At 63.1% G+C, this 18,800-nt stretch carries 19 protein-coding genes; 11 read left to right on the top strand and 8 right to left on the bottom strand.

Annotation, left to right across the window (positions count from 1 at the left end):
• Positions 1 to 15: 15 nt before the first annotated feature.
• The 5 genes from CR152_RS18235 to CR152_RS18215 all read left to right on the top strand — a co-directional run bounded on the left by CR152_RS18235 (position 16) and on the right by CR152_RS18215 (position 5,811).
• Positions 16 to 1,161: a PilT/PilU family type 4a pilus ATPase gene (locus CR152_RS18235; RefSeq protein ID WP_099876798.1), complete on the top strand. Its 1,146-nt coding sequence runs from the start codon at positions 16 to 18 to the stop codon at positions 1,159 to 1,161.
• Positions 1,162 to 1,358: 197 nt separating this feature from the next.
• Complete coding sequence (locus tag CR152_RS18230; RefSeq protein WP_099876796.1) at positions 1,359 to 1,712, top strand: ArsC family reductase; 354 nt, start codon at positions 1,359 to 1,361, stop codon at positions 1,710 to 1,712.
• 19 nt (positions 1,713 to 1,731) lie between these two features.
• Entirely contained in the window at positions 1,732 to 2,883 is a 1,152-nt protein-coding gene (gene dapE / locus CR152_RS18225; RefSeq protein ID WP_099876793.1) for a succinyl-diaminopimelate desuccinylase, read from the top strand.
• Positions 2,884 to 2,896: 13 nt separating this feature from the next.
• Positions 2,897 to 3,787 carry a 50S ribosomal protein L3 N(5)-glutamine methyltransferase gene (gene prmB / locus CR152_RS18220; protein WP_099876790.1) on the top strand — a complete coding sequence of 297 codons (891 nt, stop codon included), beginning with the start codon at positions 2,897 to 2,899 and terminating at the stop codon, positions 3,785 to 3,787.
• A 26-nt stretch (positions 3,788 to 3,813) separates the two neighbouring features.
• Complete coding sequence (locus tag CR152_RS18215) at positions 3,814 to 5,811, top strand: ATP-binding cassette domain-containing protein (protein WP_099876787.1); 1,998 nt, start codon at positions 3,814 to 3,816, stop codon at positions 5,809 to 5,811.
• A gap of 162 nt (positions 5,812 to 5,973) precedes the next feature.
• Here the strand turns inward: CR152_RS18215 and CR152_RS18210 are convergent, their stop codons facing one another.
• Positions 5,974 to 6,462, bottom strand: a complete 489-nt coding sequence (locus CR152_RS18210; protein WP_099876784.1) for a chemotaxis protein CheW — start codon at positions 6,460 to 6,462, stop codon at positions 5,974 to 5,976.
• 203 nt (positions 6,463 to 6,665) lie between these two features.
• Here CR152_RS18210 and CR152_RS18205 point away from each other — a divergent pair, with 203 nt between their 5' ends.
• Together CR152_RS18205 and arfB are read left to right on the top strand one after the other, a co-directional pair.
• Entirely contained in the window at positions 6,666 to 7,721 is a 1,056-nt protein-coding gene (locus tag CR152_RS18205; protein ID WP_229413444.1) for an HDOD domain-containing protein, read from the top strand.
• Complete coding sequence (gene arfB / locus CR152_RS18200; RefSeq protein ID WP_099876779.1) at positions 7,718 to 8,116, top strand: alternative ribosome rescue aminoacyl-tRNA hydrolase ArfB; 399 nt, start codon at positions 7,718 to 7,720, stop codon at positions 8,114 to 8,116. Before CR152_RS18205 ends, arfB begins: the two co-directional genes overlap by 4 nt.
• Positions 8,117 to 8,152: 36 nt before the next feature.
• Here arfB and CR152_RS18195 read toward each other — a convergent pair whose 3' ends face one another.
• Both CR152_RS18195 and CR152_RS18190 read right to left on the bottom strand, forming a co-directional pair.
• Complete coding sequence (locus CR152_RS18195; RefSeq protein ID WP_099882467.1) at positions 8,153 to 10,054, bottom strand: flagellar assembly protein A; 1,902 nt, start codon at positions 10,052 to 10,054, stop codon at positions 8,153 to 8,155.
• Positions 10,055 to 10,252: 198 nt separating this feature from the next.
• A complete protein-coding gene (locus tag CR152_RS18190; RefSeq protein ID WP_229413443.1) occupies positions 10,253 to 10,645 on the bottom strand; it encodes a hypothetical protein in 393 nt (130 codons plus the stop codon).
• A 270-nt stretch (positions 10,646 to 10,915) separates the two neighbouring features.
• On the opposite strand from CR152_RS18190, the gene ompR reads away from it, so the two are divergent.
• Both ompR and CR152_RS18180 read left to right on the top strand, forming a co-directional pair.
• Positions 10,916 to 11,617, top strand: coding sequence for an osmolarity response regulator transcription factor OmpR (gene ompR, locus CR152_RS18185; protein WP_229413824.1), 702 nt, complete (start codon positions 10,916 to 10,918; stop codon positions 11,615 to 11,617).
• A complete protein-coding gene (locus CR152_RS18180) occupies positions 11,617 to 12,990 on the top strand; it encodes a sensor histidine kinase family protein (protein WP_229413442.1) in 1,374 nt (457 codons plus the stop codon). The genes ompR and CR152_RS18180 overlap by 1 nt, the downstream gene beginning before the upstream one ends.
• Positions 12,991 to 13,032: 42 nt before the next feature.
• Here CR152_RS18180 and CR152_RS18175 read toward each other — a convergent pair whose 3' ends face one another.
• The 3 genes from CR152_RS18175 to CR152_RS18165 all read right to left on the bottom strand — a co-directional run bounded on the left by CR152_RS18175 (position 13,033) and on the right by CR152_RS18165 (position 15,953).
• Positions 13,033 to 13,788 carry a hypothetical protein gene (locus CR152_RS18175; RefSeq protein ID WP_157778575.1) on the bottom strand — a complete coding sequence of 252 codons (756 nt, stop codon included), beginning with the start codon at positions 13,786 to 13,788 and terminating at the stop codon, positions 13,033 to 13,035.
• A 168-nt stretch (positions 13,789 to 13,956) separates the two neighbouring features.
• Positions 13,957 to 15,405, bottom strand: a complete 1,449-nt coding sequence (locus CR152_RS18170) for a flavin-containing monooxygenase (RefSeq protein WP_099876767.1) — start codon at positions 15,403 to 15,405, stop codon at positions 13,957 to 13,959.
• Positions 15,402 to 15,953 carry a hypothetical protein gene (locus tag CR152_RS18165; RefSeq protein WP_099876765.1) on the bottom strand — a complete coding sequence of 184 codons (552 nt, stop codon included), beginning with the start codon at positions 15,951 to 15,953 and terminating at the stop codon, positions 15,402 to 15,404. Before CR152_RS18165 ends, CR152_RS18170 begins: the two co-directional genes overlap by 4 nt.
• 157 nt (positions 15,954 to 16,110) lie before the next feature.
• Here CR152_RS18165 and CR152_RS18160 point away from each other — a divergent pair, with 157 nt between their 5' ends.
• Positions 16,111 to 16,482: a YXWGXW repeat-containing protein gene (locus CR152_RS18160; protein WP_370663822.1), complete on the top strand. Its 372-nt coding sequence runs from the start codon at positions 16,111 to 16,113 to the stop codon at positions 16,480 to 16,482.
• A gap of 120 nt (positions 16,483 to 16,602) precedes the next feature.
• Here the strand turns inward: CR152_RS18160 and CR152_RS18155 are convergent, their stop codons facing one another.
• Together CR152_RS18155 and CR152_RS18150 are read right to left on the bottom strand one after the other, a co-directional pair.
• On the bottom strand, positions 16,603 to 16,959 hold the full coding sequence (locus CR152_RS18155; protein WP_099876762.1) for a hypothetical protein: 357 nt from the start codon (positions 16,957 to 16,959) through the stop codon (positions 16,603 to 16,605).
• A gap of 264 nt (positions 16,960 to 17,223) precedes the next feature.
• Positions 17,224 to 17,535 carry a thioredoxin family protein gene (locus CR152_RS18150; RefSeq protein WP_099876759.1) on the bottom strand — a complete coding sequence of 104 codons (312 nt, stop codon included), beginning with the start codon at positions 17,533 to 17,535 and terminating at the stop codon, positions 17,224 to 17,226.
• A gap of 139 nt (positions 17,536 to 17,674) precedes the next feature.
• Here CR152_RS18150 and CR152_RS18145 point away from each other — a divergent pair, with 139 nt between their 5' ends.
• Positions 17,675 to 18,466, top strand: coding sequence for an oxygen-binding di-iron domain-containing protein (locus CR152_RS18145; protein WP_099876757.1), 792 nt, complete (start codon positions 17,675 to 17,677; stop codon positions 18,464 to 18,466).
• Positions 18,467 to 18,800 lie beyond the last annotated feature (334 nt).

The raw sequence follows: 18,800 nt of genomic DNA, 5'->3' as shown, positions 1-18,800 counted from the left end.
ACCAGGAGAAAAAAAATGGCAATGGACCGCTTGTTCCATCTGATGAAAGAAAAAAACGCGTCGGACATGTTCTTCGCGGTCAATTCGCCCGTCCACATCAAAATTAACGGCAACCTGATTCCCATCAACCAGCAAAAGCTGGAGCCGGAAAACATTTCCGCCCTGCTCGCGGAAATCTGCACCCAGGCCCAGATGGATGAGCTGATGCGTGAAAACGAGCTGAACTTGGGTATTTCGGTCGCCAATCTGGGCCGTTTCCGCTTGTCGGCCTTTCGCCAGCGCGGCACCATTTCGGCCGTGTTCCGCTTTGTGCCGGCCGTGATTCCGGCGCTGGAAGACCTCGGCCTGCCGCACGTGCTGGCCGACCTGATCATGGAAAAGCGCGGCTTGCTGCTGCTGGTCGGCGCGACCGGTTCGGGCAAGTCGACCACCATCGCCTCGATGCTGGACCACCGCAACGAATTGCGCGCCGGCCACATCCTGACCCTGGAAGACCCGATCGAGTACCTGTTCAAGAACAAGAAATCGATCGTCAACCAGCGCGAAATCGGCAGCGATGCTAGTAGTTTCTACACGGCACTGCGCAATTCGATGCGCCAGGCGCCCGATTGCATCCTGATCGGCGAGATCCGCGACAAGGAAACCATGGCCGCAGCCCTGGCCTACGCCCAGTCGGGTCACCTGGTGCTGGCGACCTTGCACGCGAACAACTCGTACAACGCGCTGAACCGCATCATCAGCTTTTATCCGATCGAAAACCGGCCGGCGCTGCTGCAGGATTTGTCGTCGGCGGTCAAGGCCATCGTCTCGCAGCGCCTGGTGCGCTCGGCGGCCGGCGGCACGCGCCAGGCGGCTGTCGAAATCATGGTCAACACGCGCTATATCTCCGACCTGATCGACAACGGCGAGATCGGCCAGATCAAGGAAGCGATGGAAAACAGCCTGTCGCCCGGCTCGCAGACGTTCGAATCGGCCTTGTACGAACTGGTCAAGAGCGGCCTGATCACCCAGGAAGAAGGCCTGGCCAATGCGGACTCGGCCACCAACCTGTTGTGGCTTCTTAACAACGGTCCGGAAGTGCGTGCTGCCAGCACCCAGGAGGCGGCGCCCAAGCCGGTCGAGGAATCATCCTCGTTCACCGAGTTCACGCTCAACAGCTGATTCAGGCGGCGCCCGCCGCCCACCTCTGCGCCACCCGCGCGGGGGATTCTTCCCCGGCTGCGCCACCCGCGCGGCGATCGCCACCCCGGCGACTGCGCTGGCAGGGGCGCGCCTGTGGTATCCTCCCGGGTTCCCCAAGAATACTCTGGCCACCACGTCCGCATGCGGGCGCCGGTTGTCCACGCTCCTGATCGACCATGAAAAAAACCCTGTACGGCATTCCCAACTGCGACACCGTCAAAAAAGCCCGCACCTGGCTGGCGGACCACGAGCAGGCTTTCGACTTCCACGACTTTAAGAAGCAGGGACTCGAACGCGCCACCGTGGCCGCCTGGCTTGAGCAGCTCGACTGGGAAGTGCTGGTCAACCGCAAGGGTACAACCTGGCGCAAGCTGCCCGACGAGCGCCGTGCGGCCATCATCGACAAGGCCAGCGCGCTCGAACTGATGCTCGAACAGCCTTCCGTCATCAAGCGCCCTGTCCTCGCGGGCGCCGGCAAGCTGTCGGTCGGCTTCTCCGACGACCAGTACCGCCAGATCTTTTCACTGTAATGCCCTGCCAAAGAACTCAATGACTTTTTCCCGTACCCTCGCGCTGACCGAAAAACTGATTGCGCTGTCGTCGATCACCCCCGATGACAAAGGCTGCCAGCAGCACCTGATCGACCTTCTGTCGCCGCTCGGCTTCGCGTGCGAGACCATCGAATCGAACGGCGTGACCAATCTGTGGGCGCGCAAGGGCAGCGCGTCCCCGGTATTCGTGTTCGCCGGCCATACCGACGTGGTGCCGACCGGCCCCGTCGAACAATGGCAATCGCAACCCTTCATTCCGACCCAGCGCAACGGCAAGCTGTATGGCCGCGGCGCGGCCGACATGAAGACCTCGATCGCGGCCATGGTCGTGGCGTGCGAAGAGTTCATCGCCGAACATCCGGACCACACCGGCTCGATCGCCTTTTTGATCACCAGCGATGAGGAAGGCCCGGCCACCGACGGCACCGTCGTGGTGTGCCGCCTGCTGGAAGAGCGCGGCGAAAAGATCGACTACTGCCTGGTGGGCGAGCCGACATCGGCCAATGTACTGGGCGACATGATCAAGAATGGCCGCCGCGGTTCGCTGTCGGGCAAGCTGCTTATTAAGGGCATCCAGGGCCACATCGCGTACCCGCAGCTGGCGCGCAACCCGATCCACCAGAGCGCCCCGGCGCTGGCCGAACTGGCCGCCGAGCAGTGGGACGCGGGCAACGAATACTATCTGCCGACTTCCTGGCAGATGTCGAACATCCACGCCGGCACGGGCGCCAACAATGTAATCCCGGGCGAACTGGCGATCGACTTCAATTTCCGCTTTTCGACCGCCAGCACGGCCGAGGGCCTGAAAGCGCGCGTGCATGCGATCCTCGACAGGCACGGCCTCGAATACGACCTGGCGTGGACCTTGTCCGGCCTGCCCTTCCTGACCCCGCGCGGCACCCTGTCGGATGCGCTATCGAGTGCCATCCTTACCGAGACCGGCCTGCACACCGAATTGTCGACCACGGGCGGGACCTCGGACGGGCGCTTCATCGCCCGCATCTGCCCGCAGGTGATAGAATTCGGCCCTCCGAATGCCAGCATCCACAAGATCGACGAGCACATCGACGTGCGTTTCATCGATCCGCTCAAGAACATCTATCGCCGCACGCTCGACAACCTGCTGGCGCCTGCGCCGCACAACACATGACCCGAGAACAGCCATGACCACTACCCTGTTTACCACGCCGCGCGACCTGCTGCGCTATGCAATTACCCGTTTCAACGGCGCCAAGCTGTTTTTCGGCCACGGCAGCGCCGAAGCCCTGGACGAAGCGGCCTACCTGATCCTGCATACGCTCAAGCTCCCGCTCGACAAGCTCGATCCCTTCCTCGACGCCCGCCTGCTGCCGGACGAAGTGCTGCAGGTACTGGCCGTGATCGAACGCCGCGCCAACGAACGCGTGCCGGCCGCCTACATCACCAGGGAAGCGTGGCTGGGCACCTATGCCTTCTACGTCGACGAGCGCGTGATCGTGCCGCGCTCCTTCATCCATGAACTGATCCCGCACCAGTTCAGCCCCTGGGTGGAAGATCCGTACGCGGTCGAGAACATCCTCGAACTGTGCACCGGGTCGGGCTGCCTGGCGATCATGATGGCCGACGCTTTCCCCGACAGCGTGGTCGATGCGGTCGATATCTCGCCCGATGCGCTGGCCGTGGCCGAGCACAATATCCGCGAATACAAGCTCGAAGGCCGGGTCAACCCGATCGCCTCGGACCTGTACCAGAATGTCCCGTTCAAGAAGTACGACCTGATCATCTCGAACCCGCCTTACGTCAATTCGGCGTCGATGGCGTCGCTGCCGCCCGAGTACCTGCGCGAGCCGCAGATCGCGCTCGATGGCGGCGCCGACGGCATGGACTTGGTGCGCAAGATCGTCGCCGGTGCGGCCGAACGCCTCACGCCAAACGGCATCCTGATGGTCGAAATCGGCAACGAGCGCGATTACGCGGAAGCGGCCTTCGGCCACCTCGGCCTGACCTGGGTAACCACCAGCGCCGGCGACGACATGGTTTTCCTGCTCACCGCAGAACAGTTGCAAGCACAGTAATCCCCACTCATTACAAAAAGTAGAACATGATCCGTTTCCTGAACGTTAGCCTGATGCGCGGCACCAAGCCGCTGCTGGAAGGCGTCGACCTTACCCTCAACCCGGGCGATAAAATCGGCCTGATTGGTGCCAATGGCGCCGGCAAATCGAGCCTGTTCGGCATGCTGCGCGGCGAACTGCACCCGGACCAGGGCGAGATCGATTTCCCCGCCAAATGGCGCATGGCTTACGTGGCCCAGGAAACGCCGCCGCTCGAACGCGCGGCGCTCGATTACGCGATCGACGGCGACGTCCACCTGCGTAAACTCGAAGCGGAACTGGCGCGCCTGGAGTCCGAGCCGGAATCGACCGACAACGGCATCGCCATCGGTGAGATCTACAGCGCGCTGGCCGACGCCGACGCCTACACGGTGCAGTCGCGCGGTGAACAGCTGCTGCTGGGCCTTGGCTTTTCGCTGTCGCAGATGCAGCAGCCGATCGCCAGCTTCTCGGGCGGCTGGCGCATGCGCCTGAACCTGGCGCAGGCGCTGATGTGCCCTTCCGACCTGCTGCTGCTCGATGAACCGACCAATCACCTGGATCTGGACGCGATCATCTGGCTGGAAGACTGGCTCAAACGCTACGCCGGCACCCTGATCATCATTTCGCACGATCGCGACTTCCTCGACGAAATCGTCAACGTCATCGTGCACATCGACGAGCGCAGGCTGAAACGCTACTCGGGCAACTACTCCGGTTTCGAGCGCCAGCGCGCGGCCCAGATGATCCTGGCCGCCGGCGCCCTCGCCAAGCAGCAGCGCCAGCGCGCCCACCTCGAGTCGTTCGTGAACCGCTTCAAGGCGCAGGCCTCGAAAGCGCGCCAGGCCCAGAGCCGCATGAAGGCACTGGAAAAGATGGAAGAACTGGCGCCACTGCGCGCCGCCGCCGAATTCTCGTTCGAGTTCCGCGAGCCGCTGGCGGCACCGAATCCGCTGCTGGTGATGGAAGACGTGGATGCCGGCTACCATATCCTCGACGAGCATGGCGACAAGGTCGGCGACAAGGTGATCGTATCGAACATCAAGTTCTCGCTGCAGATCGGCCAGCGCATTGGCCTCTTGGGTGTGAACGGCGCCGGTAAATCGACGCTGATCAAGACCATCGCCGGCGAACTGATGCCGCTGACCGGCGACGCCACGCTCGGCAAGGGCCTGTCGATCGGCTACTTCGCCCAGCACCAGGTGGAAATGCTGCGCCATGACGAATCGCCCCTGTGGCACCTGGCGAAAATTGCGCCGACCGTGCGCGAGCAGGAGCTGCGCAACTTCCTGGGCGGCTTCAACTTCCCGGGCAATATGGTCACCAGTCCGATCCGCCCGTTCTCCGGCGGCGAAAAGGCGCGCCTGGCACTGGCGCTGATCGTCTGGCAGCGTCCTAACCTGCTGCTGCTCGATGAACCGACCAATCACCTGGATCTGGAAACGCGCGAGGCGCTGACCATGGCGCTGGCGCAGTTCGAGGGCACGCTGGTGGTGGTATCGCACGATCGCCACCTGCTGCGCGCCACCACCGACCAGTTCATCATCGTCGCCGACGGCAAGCTGCAGCCGTTCGACGGTGACCTGGACGACTACAAGGACTGGCTGTTCCAGACCAAGCTTGGCAAGGGCACCACCGTGCTGCCGGCGGCGGGCAAGGACAACAAGACGGCCTTCCCGGTCGCGACAGCAGTGGCCACGCCAGCCGCTCCGGTAGCCGACAAGAAGGACCAGAAGCGCCAGGACGCGGAGCAGCGCCAACGCACGGCCGCGCTGCGCAAACCGATCGAGGGCAAGATCAAGCGCCTGGAAGAGCAGATCGCCAAGCGCAACGAGCAGAAGGCCGACGTTGACGCCAAGCTCGGCGAAGCGAGCATCTATGAAGCGGCCAACAAGGCCAAGCTGAAAACGCTGCTGGCGGACCAGTCGTTCTACAAGAAGGACCTGGCGCAGCTGGAAGCGGAATGGATGGAGTTGCAGGAGCAGTTGGAAGGTTTGGCTGCTTAACACGCACGCAAGGCCGCTACCCCTAGAACCGTCGCCCCCGCGCCGGCGGGGGCCCAAGTTCGTGGCTCAGTCGTTGGCTACGGAGCCAACTTGGGCCCCCGCCGTCGCGGGGGCGACGGTTTTGAGGTTAACGGGAGCCCAAAAATGCCGGGACGAGAGTTCTTATGCGGCCTTTTGAGCGCCGGCGACGGTCTCGCGCCGGATCGACATCAGCTTGTCGATGTCCACCAGGATCAGGCGCCTGCCATCGGTTTCGCCCAGTCCCATCAGGTAATCGCAATCGCTGTCGCGGGCCAGGCCCGGAATCGGCGAGATCTGGTCCGGATACAGGCGCACCACATCGGTTACCCCATCGACCACCATCCCCATCACGCAGGTCGACAATTGCAGGATGATCACGTCGGTCATCGGGTCGGGTGAAGCCGCGCGGTCGTTGAACGCGACCCGCATGTCCACCAGCGGCATGATCACGCCGCGCGACACCGCAACCCCTTTGACGATTGCGCCTTCGGACGCGAAGCATTCCAGCGACTTGAATGTGCGCAATTCCTTGACCTTACGAAAGTCCACCCCGTATTCCATGCCCCCCAACTGGAAGCTCAGGAACTCCATCTTGCCGATGGGGGCAGACTGCGTTGAAATCGTGTGCATGGTGGTCCTTTCGTCTCTGCGGGGGCTGCGGCAAGGTCGCGAAACCCCATCGTAATGCGCGTGTGCAAGCCTCTCGTTGAGCCCGATCAAGGTTTCCGGCCGTCTGGCTGTGCTTGCAATGCAAGCGGAACGCTTTACAATGGGGCGGCAATATTCCGGAGGGGGATCATTGCATACTTGAAGGATGGACAATGTATCAATGGGTGAAGCGAATCTTTTCGGCTTCCGAGCCGGCGCGGGATGCGCCCGGCCAAGTGCAAGCCAGCCAGCCGGCACCTGCCGTTGCCGTCAGCGCGGCGCCAGTGGGCAGCGCCGCCCAGCTATCTTTTGAGCAACGCGACGGGGTCAACGGCAGCTACTTCAATTGGCTGTTCGACAATGCCGACGTGACCGGCCTGGACACCACGCCGCATGAAAACCAGGTGCTCGATGCGCTGACCGCCATCCTGGCGTCGCAGCAGTCGGGCGCGGCGCTGGTGCGGCGCCTGCCCGGGCTGCTGCCGCAGTTGCTGCAAAGCCTGCGCAGCGATAACTTTTCGGGCGCGCAACTGTCGCGCACCATTTCCAACGATGTGGTGCTGGTGGCGGCCGTGATCCGCATGGCCAATACCTCGTTCAAGGGCAGCGGCACCACGATCAGCAGCGTCGAACACGCGGTCATGCTGATCGGCCAGGAAGGCTTGCGCCACCTGCTCACCAGCGTCGCCTTCCGCCCCATCATCGACCTCAATTCGGGCCAGTACACGCGCCTGCTGGCGCCGCGCATCTGGGACCAGTCCGAGCGCTGCGCGGTGGCCAACCGCATGCTTGCCGAGGACATGGGCATCGATCCCTTCGAGGCCTTCCTCGCGGGCCTGGTGCAGAACGTGGGGCTGATCGTCACCCTGCGCATCATGGACCAGATGAGCCGTGACGATAAAGAGCTGGGCTCGGAGATGTTCTGCGCGCGCCTGGTGCGCGACGCCCGCATCCTCACCTGCAGCATCGGGCGCGAATGGAATTTCCCCGAAAGCGTGGTCACCGCCATCGGCGAACAGGCAGGCATGCGCAAGGGCGTGACGGTGTCGCCACTGGGACGCTTGCTGACCCAGTCCGATTACCTGAGCAAGGTGCGCCTCCTGGTCGATAACGAGCGCCTGGACAAGGACGATCCGGTACTGTTCAAGGGCCTCTCGCCTCGGGCGATGGCGTGCTACCGCGAGCTCGATGCGATCGCTGACGATGCGGTGGCGCCGCCCGCCGCGGCGCCGGCGCCGTGAGCGCGGCCATCGATCCGGGCGAGGTGGAGTTTTCCGCGATCCGCGCCCAGGGGCCGGGCGGGCAGAACGTGAACAAGGTGTCGTGCGCGGTGCACTTGCGCTTCGACGTGGTGGCGTCGTCGCTGCCGGACGCCATCAAGGAACGGCTGCTGGCATTGTCGGACCAGCGCATCACCCAGGCGGGCGTGGTGGTGCTCAAGGCGCAGCAGTCGCGCAGCCTGGAACAGAACAAGGGAGACGCGCTACGCCGGCTGCAGGAACTGGTCGACAGCGTGGCCGTGCTGCCCACGGTGCGGCGCGCCACGCGGCCGACCCGCAGCTCGCAGCGCAAGCGGCTCGACTCCAAGACCCGCAGCGGGCAGACCAAGGCGATGCGGGGCAAGGTCAGCGAATAAGCGGCCGTGTTTCACGCCCTTTGCCACAGCGTCGCCTCATGCGCCCGATACGCCGCTCTGCCAGTCCACCGCTCCCTCTTCCGCCACTAAAATCACATCGCCCTCGGCGCGCTTGGTGCGCAGCCTGAGCTTGATGTCCTTGGCCGGAAAATCGTAGATGCTGGTGCCGTCCGGGTTGTAGGTCATCGAACGCACCACGGTTTCGCCCTCAAGCCGCTTGACCGCCACCGAACTGACGCCGGTGCTGTCGCTGCGCTGCTGCACCAGCTCCGCCACCAGCGTGGCGCCGGCCTGCTGCTCCGTCTCGGCCGCCTTCACGTCCAGTGACACCTTGGCGATCGCCTTCAACGCCGGCCCCACGGCCAGGGCCATCTTCTGGAACATCGGCACCTGCTCCTCGGTGAGAATCAATTCCTTCTTGCGCACCTTGGAGGCCAGCATGACGTACTTGCGCACCTCAGGCTCGTTGGTCATCGCTTCCATCTCGGCCTTGCGGCGCGCCGCCAGTTCGCCGAACTGCTCGACCCGCGCGGACATGGCAGCGATCACCTCGTCCAGGCGCGCCGTGTCGGGCTGCAGCGCGAAGATGCTCATCTCGCTCTGGCGGCGCGGCCCGGCGCTGTTGATCGCGACCGTGCGCGCCGCGATGGCGCAGCCCTCGGCCTGGCTGATCACGACTTCGTCGGCCATGATCTCGCAGTTCACCGCATGCGTGATCGTCACGCGCGTGCCCGACACGATGCAGCTCTCGGCGCGGTTGATGACCACCTCGCCCAGGCTGGCCTGAATCACCGAGCCCGAGGCCACGCCCTTGACGCGGATGTCGCCGCGCGCATTGTGCGCGCTGCCGCCGACCAGGTTGCGGTTCAACAGGACCGCCCCGCCGCGCGAGATGATGCTGCCGAAGACGTCGGCATGGATGGTGATGCCCTCGCCTTCGACCACGCGCTTTTCCTGCACCTCGCCGAATTCCTCGAAGTCGCCGGTCAGCTTGAGGTTACCCGTGGTGCGCGCGCTCACGCCGTCGCGGCTGACGATCTTGTCGCCCACCGAAATCCGCCCGGTTGCGCTATCCACGTTCAAAAAGCCGGCCTGCTGGGCGATCAGGAATTCTCCCTCGCCCGACACCTCGACCACGGTGCCCGGGCCGGCCATGGGCGCTACTTCCGTATCGTTGGGAATGGGCGGATCGATGCGCAGTCCGGACAGCTCGAAACCGGCCGTGCCGGGCACGCGCGGCACCTTTTTGAGCAGCCGCACGCCCTTGTCGACTTGCGGAAAGCGGTTCTGGAACGCCATCAGATCGAGCTTGCCGTTGGCCAGTTGCAGCGGCGCGTCGCTGCGGTGCAAGTCGCTCGTCACTTCGATCACGTGCGCATCGCGCCCCGCGCGCGGTTCGAGCAGGCTGGCCACCACCACGCGCTCGGACTTGCCGGCGTCGATGGCCTGGCGCACCGCGTCGACGTCGATGCCGAAGCGGATACCCTTGCCCCACATGTCGGCGATGAATTCGTCGACATCGAGGCGGGCCAGGATCTCCGGCCCTTCCGGATCGTCGGGGTTGGCCACGTACACCGGCTCGAAAAAATACTCGGCCTTGCCGCGGTTGATCTTGACCGCCTTGTAGAGCGGCCGGCGCAGCGCGCTGAAAGGCTGGATATCGGAAGCGAGGCGGATGATCAAGTGGCCGTCGGGCGAGCGCGGCAACGGAGGACCGGCGCCGTAAATGGCCTTGATCAGCAGTGGATAGTCGAGATCGACCAGGTAACTGGTGGCGAAAATGCGGTCGATGGCGGCGCCGAAGGTCGTGCCGAGCACGCTCGGGTCGCCATACACGCCGTCGGGGCGCTTGATGATGCAGTGGTCCAGCTCAAGTTGCGCATCCCCCGCTACCGCGGGCGAACGCGGCGCACTGACGCCAGATGATTCAATCGACACGACGGCGCTCCATTGCATGCTTATATACCTGGCAAGTATATTTCGCTATTAGTAAGTTTTTCCTAGCGTAACAGGTTGTGCCGCCCAAATAAACATGCGGATGCGTAAAACTCAACAAATGTAACGTTTTGGACGGGGAGGCGGACGGCGGGGATGGTGCGGGCGGGAACGGGCGCCGTGGCGCGCCCGGAAAGGCGGTCAGCGGCGCGGCGCGTTGCGGTAGATGTCGACGCCGGCCTCATTGATCTGGCGGCGCAGGTCGCGCCGCTCGTCGGGCGTCATCATGCGGCCGCCGCGGCGGGCCGCATCGGCAGTGTTCTGGGCATTCTGTTCCTGCTGGGCCTGCAACTGGCGGCGCTGCTCGTCGGCGCGCGCCTCGAACTGGCGCTGCGTATCCTGGCGCTGCTGTTGCTGGGAGCGCTGGGCATCGGCGATGCGCTGGGCGTCGCGCTCCTTGTCGCCGGAATTGGCCTGGGCCATGGACAAGCTGGCGCAAGCGAACAGGCAGCACACGGCCACACGACGGACGAACGCACGCCCGCAGCGCTGTGCGCTTGCGACTGCCTTGGTTGTTGTGTGCGCGTTATTCATAATGATTCCTCTTCCGCGGTGCCTGGTAAACATATAAGCTTGACTTGCTTGAACCCAGTGTATGACCATTTGCACCGGGGCATAAGCCGAATTGGGTAAAGTTTGTAACAGTATGTAATGACCTTCGTGCTGGGTGTTTTATCGGGCGATATGACGTTACCATAGCGACATGAATCTGACAAATCTGACAGCCAAATGAACACACCCTCGACCCCGATCTCAGGCAACAATACAACGCAGGCTAACGCCAATGGTCATGCCGCCAAAATCATGGTAGTCGACGATGACGTGCGCCTGCGCGATTTGCTGCGCCGCTACCTCACCGAGCAAGGCTTTTCGGTGGTCACTGCCGAAAGCGCACCGGCCATGAACAAGCTGTGGCTGCGCGAGCGCTACGACCTGCTGGTACTGGACCTGATGCTGCCCGGCGAAGATGGCCTGTCGATCTGCCGCCGCCTGCGCGGCGCCGGCGACCAGACCCCGATCATCATGCTTACTGCCAAAGGCGAAGACGTGGACCGCATCGTCGGCCTCGAAATGGGCGCAGACGATTATCTCCCGAAACCGTTCAATCCGCGCGAACTGGTGGCCCGTATCGGCGCTGTGTTGCGCCGCAAAGGTCCGGACGAGATCCCGGGCGCGCCGTCGGAAACGCCGCAGTCCTTCGAGTTCGGCCAGTTCGTGCTGGACCTGGGCACGCGCACGCTCAAGAAGAATGGCGACACGGTGCCGCTGACCACCGGCGAATTCTCGGTGCTCAAGGTGTTCGCACGCCATGCGCGCCAGCCGCTCTCGCGCGAAAAACTGATGGAACTGGCGCGCGGACGCGAATACGAAGTATTCGACCGCAGCCTGGACGTTCAGATTTCGCGCCTGCGCAAGCTGATCGAACCCGATCCTTCCTCGCCGCTGTACATCCAGACCGTGTGGGGCCTGGGCTATGTGTTCATTCCTGAAGGCCAGCCACGCTAGTGTTTTCGCGCGATTCGACCACGCCCCATGGCACGCGCCTGAGCTGGCTCAGGAGCGGCCTGTTCTGGCGCACCTTCCTGCTGCTCAGTATCCTGACCACGGTGTCCATGGCCTCCTGGATCGGGATGATCAGCGCGGTGCAGCGCGGCCCGCAGGTCGAGCAGACGGCCGATCTGGTCATTTCGGTGGTGACCATCACCAAGGCCGCCCTGACCCACTCGGCGCCCGAACTGCGGCGCGAGCTGCTGTTTGAGCTGGTCAGCAACGAAGGCATCCGCATCTTTACGCTGGAAAGTTCGGACGCGGTCGATCCGCCGCCCGACAGTGCCTTGATGCCGGAAATCGAAGCCATCATCAAATCCAAGCTCGGCGCAGACACGCGCTTTTCCAGCCGCGTGAACGGCACTGCGGGCTTCTGGATCAGCTTCAAGATCGACGACGACGGTTACTGGCTGATGCTCGAACGCGAACGCCTCGAAGGCTTGACGGGCGTGCAGTGGCTCGGCTGGGCGACGGTGGTGGGCGCCCTGTCGGTGGTCGGCGCGGCGCTCATTTCGAGCCTGGTCAACCTGCCGCTGGCGCGCCTGACCGCGGCCGCGCGCGCCATCGCCCAGGGCAAGAAGCCGGACCGCCTGCCCGAAAAAGGCTCAAAAGAGATCATCGAGGCCAATCGCAGCTTCAACCAGATGGTGGAAGACTTGCAGCAGGTCGAATCGGACCGCGCCGTGATTTTGGCCGGCATTTCACACGACCTGCGCACGCCGCTGGCGCGCATGCAGCTCGAACTGGAAATGGCCAAGCTCAGTAACGAGGCACGCGAAGGCATGCAGTCCGATATCGGCCAGATGGACGCCATCATCGGCCAGTTCCTCGACTACGCCAAGCCGACCGAGGCGGCCACGTTCGTCCCGATCGATATCAGCGAGCTGCTGCAGGACACCGCGCGCGAAGCGGAGCGCATGCTCGACATCCATGTGAGCACCCATATCGAAGAAGGCGTGCATGTGATGGGCAACGCGACCGACCTGCGGCGCGTCTTCAACAACCTGGTGGAGAACGCGCGCCGCTACGGCAAGACGCAAGGCAGCGACTTTACGGAACTCGATATCTCGTGCCGCATCAAGCCGCACGGCCTGGGCAAGCGCGTGGTGATCGAAGTGCAGGACCACGGCCAGGGCGTGCCGGACGACCATATCGAATTGCTGCTCAAGCCATTCACGCGCATGGACAGCGCGCGCGGCCAGGCCAACGGCGCCGGACTGGGGCTGGCGATCGTGGAACGGGTGGTGTTGCGCCACAACGCCGAACTGCAGGTCAGCAACCGCGAAGGCGGCGGCCTGCGCATCGCGCTGGTGATGCCGCTGGCGAGCTGACGCCGAATGCCGCCTTGCGGCGGCGTGCAGAGGGCGCCGCTGTCAGGGCGCTGGCACGAGCGCGACAAAGCGCCAGCTTCCACTGCCTTGGTCGCGATTCCAGCCCATGCTGGTCGACACGCAGAGCCAATTCTGCTGGCAACTGTTACCTCGCACATCCAGATACGTGTGCATGTCGTTAATAACCTTACGATTTAGCAAATGGATTTCCTGATCTAAATTAATAGGCTGTCCCGTCATCCCCCCGCCCATAGGGAGAATCTGCCAGATGCTGCTACTGGCGCTGGTATTTTTTGTCAGGGATGTCGACACGCACAGCACGTTGCTTTGACAGAGCTCGCCACGGGCATCGAGGTAGCCGCCGGGAGCGCCGTCGCCTGTCCCGGTTGTCGCTGGATATTGATTTATCAAATACACGTGATCTCCCTGGATCACCGGGTCCCCGCTCGTCTTCGACACATCCACGGGAAGGATCATCCAACGGCCACTGCCCTTGTCCCGATTGGCCAGTTTAGCGGTGGACACACACAAGGTGTTGCTGTTGCAGCGGCTGTCGCGCACGTCCAGATAACCTCCGGTCCAGTTTCTGTAGCCATTTTGCAGGGTATAGATCTGGCCATACAGCACAGGAACGGGGACAAGCGCTGCTCCACTGTCGGCGCCGCTCGTGTTCACCTCGGTTACCTGTGCAAAAGCGGGCGAAATGGAAAAACACAGCAGCATCATTCCGATGAAATGGATAAGACACAAGCGTATTGGTGAATCTGCTGAGGGGAATCTACGTGTATTCATCGACATGGTTTTCTCCAGATGAGGTAACTGAATAAAAATGGATGACATTGAGGACGTGGAACCTGATAAATTCTACAGGGGATAAAATCGCCGCCTTGTGTATTTACACAGGCAATTCCCAACTGCAATTTAGTGTCGTGTTGGCGCGACATTGCACCGCTTACACAGTAGGTTTCAAGGCCGCACGATGTAATTGCCGATATCGAAACGCCGTGTGGCCCAGCGGTAAGTAAAAGTAAAGCCGGGCCAGATCGCGTAATTCCTGCCGTGGCTATCCAAGTACCAGTTCTTGCAGCCGCTGCTCCAGACACCGCCGCGCAGCTTGCGCTGCAATGTCGCGTTCCAGGTGCGCTGCACCTCATCCTTTACCTCGACCGATTGCAGCTTGCGCGCGCGGATGGTCTTGATGGCGTCGACGGCGTAATTGACGCTCGATTCGATCATGTAGATCATCGAGCTGTGCCCCAGGCCCGTATTCGGCCCGACGATCGTGAAGTAGTTGGGGAAGCCGGCCACGGTGCAGCCCTTGTAGGCTTCCAGGCTGTCGGCGAACATGCGCTTGCCACCACGTCCGCGCACCTCGACGGCATGCAGCACGCGCTCGACCTCGAAACCGGTGGCGAAGATGATCACGTCGGCAGCCCGTTCGGCGCCGCCCTCGCTGACGATGGCGCTTGCGCTCACCTGCTTGACGCCGCCGGTGATCAGCTTCACGTTCGAGCGCGTGAGGGCCGGGTAGAAATCGTTCGCCATCAGCACCCGCTTGCAGCCGAACTTGTAGTCGGGCGTGAGCTGGCGCCGCAGCAGCGGATCGGCGATTTGACTGTGCAGGTGGCGCCGCGCCAGCCACTGGGGCAGCGCCAGCATGCGCGGCGTGTAGAGGTACAGCGGCGCGCGCGATTCGTACAGCAGGTAGTTCAGCGCGCGGTAGGCCAGCCGCAGCGGCGCCACGCGCGCCAGCAGGGAGCGCTCGCGCGGTCCGATCATGCGGTCCGGACGAGGCATGATCCATTGCGGCGTGCGTTGATAGACATCGAGCTGCGCGACCAGCGGCGCAATCTCCGGAATGAACTGGATCGCACTGGCGCCGTTGCCGACGACGGCAACGCGCTTGCCGCACAGGTCGACCGTATGGTCCCAGCGGCTCGAATGGAACGTGGGGCCGGTAAAGCCGTCCAGGCCGGGCAAGGCGGGAATGGCTGCGCGGCTCAGCGCTCCGGGGGCGCTGATGACGCTTCTGGCGGTCAGCGTGCCTGCGCTGGTGCGCACGGTCCAGTAGCCGCCCGCTTCGTCGAACTGCGCGCCTTGGTACGCGGTCGACAGGCGCAGGTGCGGCGCCAGGCCGAAGTCGCGCACCACCGAACCGGTGTAGTCGAGCAGTTCGCCCTGCCCCGCGAAACGGCGCGTCCAGTGCGGGTTGGGCGCGAACGAAAACGAGTACAGATGGCTGGGTATGTCGACCGCGCAGCCGGGATAGGTGTTGGCCCACCAGGTGCCGCCGAATTGCTTGTCCTTTTCGAGGATCACGAAGTTGTCGATGCCCGCCTGCTTGAGCCGCACGCCTGCGCACAGGCCGCCGAAGCCGCTGCCGATGATGACGGCATCGAACTGCGGAACTGTCATCGATTCGGCACGCGCGTCTGCACCAGTTCGGCCCTGAAGCGCGGCTTGCCGTCGCGGTCGAGCGCATAGATCAGTTTCAGGCCGTCGGGCGAGACGCTCAGGGTCCAGACATTGGTGGCGGCGGCGGGAATCAGCTTGGCCGTGTAGGCGTCGGCATGGAACGATTGCGCAATGGCGCTGCCGTTGCTGCCGGCCGCGCCGCCGTACATCGTTTGCGCGTCCGGCGTGCCGTCCGCGTGGCGGTGGTCGTGCTGCAGGGTGAGGCCGGACGGCGTACGGGTGACGATCCAGGTGCGCGACGTGTCCTCGCCCACGGCGAAGGGAATCCGGATCTCGCCGGCATTGCAGGCGCTGACGGTGGCGACCAGCTTCTTGCCGGCGAAGGCTTCTCCGCCATCGTTGGGCGCGACCGATGCGCCTTCGTAGACGGCACCGCACAACTTGCCGAGGTTGGCGAAAAATGCATCGCGCGCGCCGTTGGTGTCGGCCGCATTGCAGGGCAGCGCCAGCGCGCTGGCCAGAACGATGGCAATGGTGCGCAGGATCATGGGCTCATTCTCGTAGGGTGATGGTGGCGATGACGATAGGCGCGCGCTACGCAAAAGTCAACATGTTGCACGCGAAACGCTATGCGCGAATTCGCACATACGTGCATTTATGCAAGACGTATAACGGTAGAACACTGTTCATAACCAGGAGAAGAAGATGATGAAGAAACTGTTGATTGCCGCCCTGATCGCCGGCTCGCTCGGCAGCGCCGCCATCCCCGCCAGCTCGGCGGTGATCATCGTGCGCGAGGCGCCCCCGGAACCGCGTTCCGAACGTACGCCGCCGCCACGCCGCGGCTATGTATGGGCGCCGGGACACTGGGATTGGCGCAACAATCATCACGTATGGGTGCGCGGTGCCTGGATTCGCGACCGCAAGGGTTACCACTACACCGCGCCGGCATGGCAGGAGCGCGATGGCCGCTGGGAAATGCAACGCGGTAACTGGGCACGCGGGCGACGCGATAACGACGGCGATGGCGTTCCGAACCGTCACGATGAACGGCCGAACAATCCGAATCGTCAGTAATTGATGGATGGGGCCTGGCCCGGCGCCGCACGCCGGGTTCAAGGTCCCGCTCAAGCCGCGCACTGCAGCTTGAACCGTCGTCCCGCCCGCGCGGGGCAAAAGTCATGGATGGCGCCAGGTTCAGCAAGGCGACGGCTGGCCTCCGCATTGCGTGACAAGGTAGTCGCGCACCGCGCGCACGTCGGTAAACGGCATTTCTCCGATCACCTGGCGGATATGCCGCAATGCATCCCACAAGAATTCATACTGCCCCTCCCGCACCGGCACCAGGCTGTACACACCCGTAGTGGTCGTGAAAAAGTGGCGCTCGTTAGGGACGGTGAACGCCGGCATCAGCGGTGCCCCTTCGTCATCCCAGAAACGCCACAGCGCCGCCTCGACATCGACCGCGTCGCAGTAGGCGGACGCCGTCAGCGCGTCGGGGAAGACGAGCAGGGAACATTCTTCTGTGTCGGCGGCAAAGATCATGATGTCCAATCGGGTGCGCGGGGCGATGTTTTTCTGGCATCACCCTTACCTCAACCGTAACACATAAAACAACATTTCGCGACTGTTTGACCCGCAAATGCACCCTTCCCGCGTAAGCCAGCGCAGATCGGGCAGGATGAAGCGTTTCATCGCCATCCGCGCCGTCATGACGGAGGCGCTTTCCCCCCTTCCTCGCCGCAGGAGCCGGTTGGGACAGCCTGGCAGGGATCGGGAGACCGCCGCACGCGCTGGCGTGCAGGCAATGGCATGCGTCTACGCCGCCAGCGCCTTGCGCACTTCGTCCGTATCAGCCGGCCGCACCACGCGCGCCACTTCCTGCCCATCTTTGACCACCACCACGGTCGGCCACAGTTTGACCTTGAAGGAACGGCCAAGCTTGCGGCCGCTGCCATCTTCGACCTTGATATGGCGCGCGTCCGGAAACGCGGCCAGCGCCTGTTCAATCAGCGGCGCCGCCGCGCGGCAATGGCCACACCAGTCGGTGCCGAAGTCCAGCACCACGACGCCCGGCGTGGCGTCGATATCGCTGCGATCCGGCTGTGCCGGGGAATACGGTGTGCTCATGCGCTTGCTCCTGATGTCATCCGCATAAGCCTACCGCAAAAATCCGCGTGAAGCTGCACAACACGGACTATTTGAAACGGAAACATTGCTAAAAACCAATTGATGGCTTAGAATAAACCATTTTATAAGTAGGGTTATTATGGCGATCGAACTGTTCAATAACGGCAAGCACATCTGCCTGATGTTCTCCGACCTGGTCGATGAAGGCGAGGGAGCGTCGGTGCAGTCGAACCAGTTCCTGATTGTTCAGGACGGTACCGGCATCCTGCTCGATCCGGGCGGGGTACTGACCTACAATGAGCTGTACATGGAAATGAGCAAGTACTTTCCGCCCAAACAGCTACTCTACGTGTTCGCTTCCCATGCCGATCCCGACATCATCGCCTCGCTGCCGCGCTGGCTGGCCGGCTCGGATACCAAACTGCTGATTTCTTCCATCTGGTCGCGCTTCGTGCCGCATTTTTGCGCGCAAGGCAAAACCGAGGGCCGCATCATCGCCATTCCGGACGAAGGCAGCCTGGTGCCGCTGGGTGAAACGGAATTCCAGATCCTGCCCGCCCACTTCCTGCACGCCGAAGGCAATTTCCAGTTCTTCGACCCGGTCAGCCGCATCTTGTTCTCGGGCGACATGGGGGCATCGATGCTGCCGGAGGGGCTGGCCATGGACCCGGTGCAGGATTTCGACAAGCACCTGCCCTACATGCGCGGCTTTCACTCGCGCTACATGGTGTCGAACAAAGTCTGCCGCTACTGGGTCGAGATGGTGCGCAAGCTCGATCCGGAATGGATGGTGCCGCAGCACGGCGCGCCGTTCAAGGGCCGCGCCATGATCGCGCGCTTCCTCGACTGGATTGACACCCTGCCCTGCGGCGTCGACCTGATGACCCAGGAAATGTATCAGGCGCCGCGCAGCATCACCGTCACCCTCTGATAATTGCCGAAGACAAATTTATTTTCAATCGAGAGGATTGCCCAAGTAGTATCGTACTCACATAGTCGCGGGAGCTGCCGCAGCTCCCCGGCCGTGCGATGTCGATAGTCAGCTGGTCCGTTGCGCGCCTCGCGCGGCGGCAGTCACTTTGGGAGTCACCTTGGTAATGCATAGTCAAAATGGATTGTCGCCGCGTGCAGTCTGCTGGTTTTCCAATCCTCGTTCGCCCAGCAAAAACCGTCCCAACCTCCTCCGTCTCAAGCTCCCCTGCTGCTGATCGGCGCCTCGTTCGCCGAAGGTAAGACGCCATACCACGGTGCCGATGCGCCACTGG

Origin of the sequence: Massilia violaceinigra (assembly GCF_002752675.1) — a bacterium.
Classification (GTDB): Bacteria; Pseudomonadota; Gammaproteobacteria; order Burkholderiales; family Burkholderiaceae_D; genus Telluria_A; species Telluria_A violaceinigra.
This window is presented reverse-complemented; position numbering and strand designations above follow the sequence as displayed.

Excerpts from the sequence above, each read along its gene's own strand:
- CR152_RS18235 (WP_099876798.1), top strand. The coding sequence starts at position 16 with ATGGCAATGGACCGCTTGTTCCATCTGATGAAAGAAAAAAACGCGTCG.
- CR152_RS18230 (WP_099876796.1), top strand. The coding sequence starts at position 1,359 with ATGAAAAAAACCCTGTACGGCATTCCCAACTGCGACACCGTCAAAAAA.
- dapE (WP_099876793.1), top strand. The coding sequence starts at position 1,732 with ATGACTTTTTCCCGTACCCTCGCGCTGACCGAAAAACTGATTGCGCTG.
- prmB (WP_099876790.1), top strand. The coding sequence starts at position 2,897 with ATGACCACTACCCTGTTTACCACGCCGCGCGACCTGCTGCGCTATGCA.
- CR152_RS18215 (WP_099876787.1), top strand. The coding sequence starts at position 3,814 with ATGATCCGTTTCCTGAACGTTAGCCTGATGCGCGGCACCAAGCCGCTG.
- CR152_RS18210 (WP_099876784.1), bottom strand. The coding sequence starts at position 6,462 with ATGCACACGATTTCAACGCAGTCTGCCCCCATCGGCAAGATGGAGTTC.
- CR152_RS18190 (WP_229413443.1), bottom strand. The coding sequence starts at position 10,645 with ATGAATAACGCGCACACAACAACCAAGGCAGTCGCAAGCGCACAGCGC.
- ompR (WP_229413824.1), top strand. The coding sequence starts at position 10,916 with ATGGTAGTCGACGATGACGTGCGCCTGCGCGATTTGCTGCGCCGCTAC.
- CR152_RS18175 (WP_157778575.1), bottom strand. The coding sequence starts at position 13,788 with ATGTCGATGAATACACGTAGATTCCCCTCAGCAGATTCACCAATACGC.
- CR152_RS18170 (WP_099876767.1), bottom strand. The coding sequence starts at position 15,405 with ATGACAGTTCCGCAGTTCGATGCCGTCATCATCGGCAGCGGCTTCGGC.
- CR152_RS18165 (WP_099876765.1), bottom strand. The coding sequence starts at position 15,953 with ATGATCCTGCGCACCATTGCCATCGTTCTGGCCAGCGCGCTGGCGCTG.
- CR152_RS18160 (WP_370663822.1), top strand. The coding sequence starts at position 16,111 with ATGATGAAGAAACTGTTGATTGCCGCCCTGATCGCCGGCTCGCTCGGC.
- CR152_RS18150 (WP_099876759.1), bottom strand. The coding sequence starts at position 17,535 with ATGAGCACACCGTATTCCCCGGCACAGCCGGATCGCAGCGATATCGAC.
- CR152_RS18145 (WP_099876757.1), top strand. The coding sequence starts at position 17,675 with ATGGCGATCGAACTGTTCAATAACGGCAAGCACATCTGCCTGATGTTC.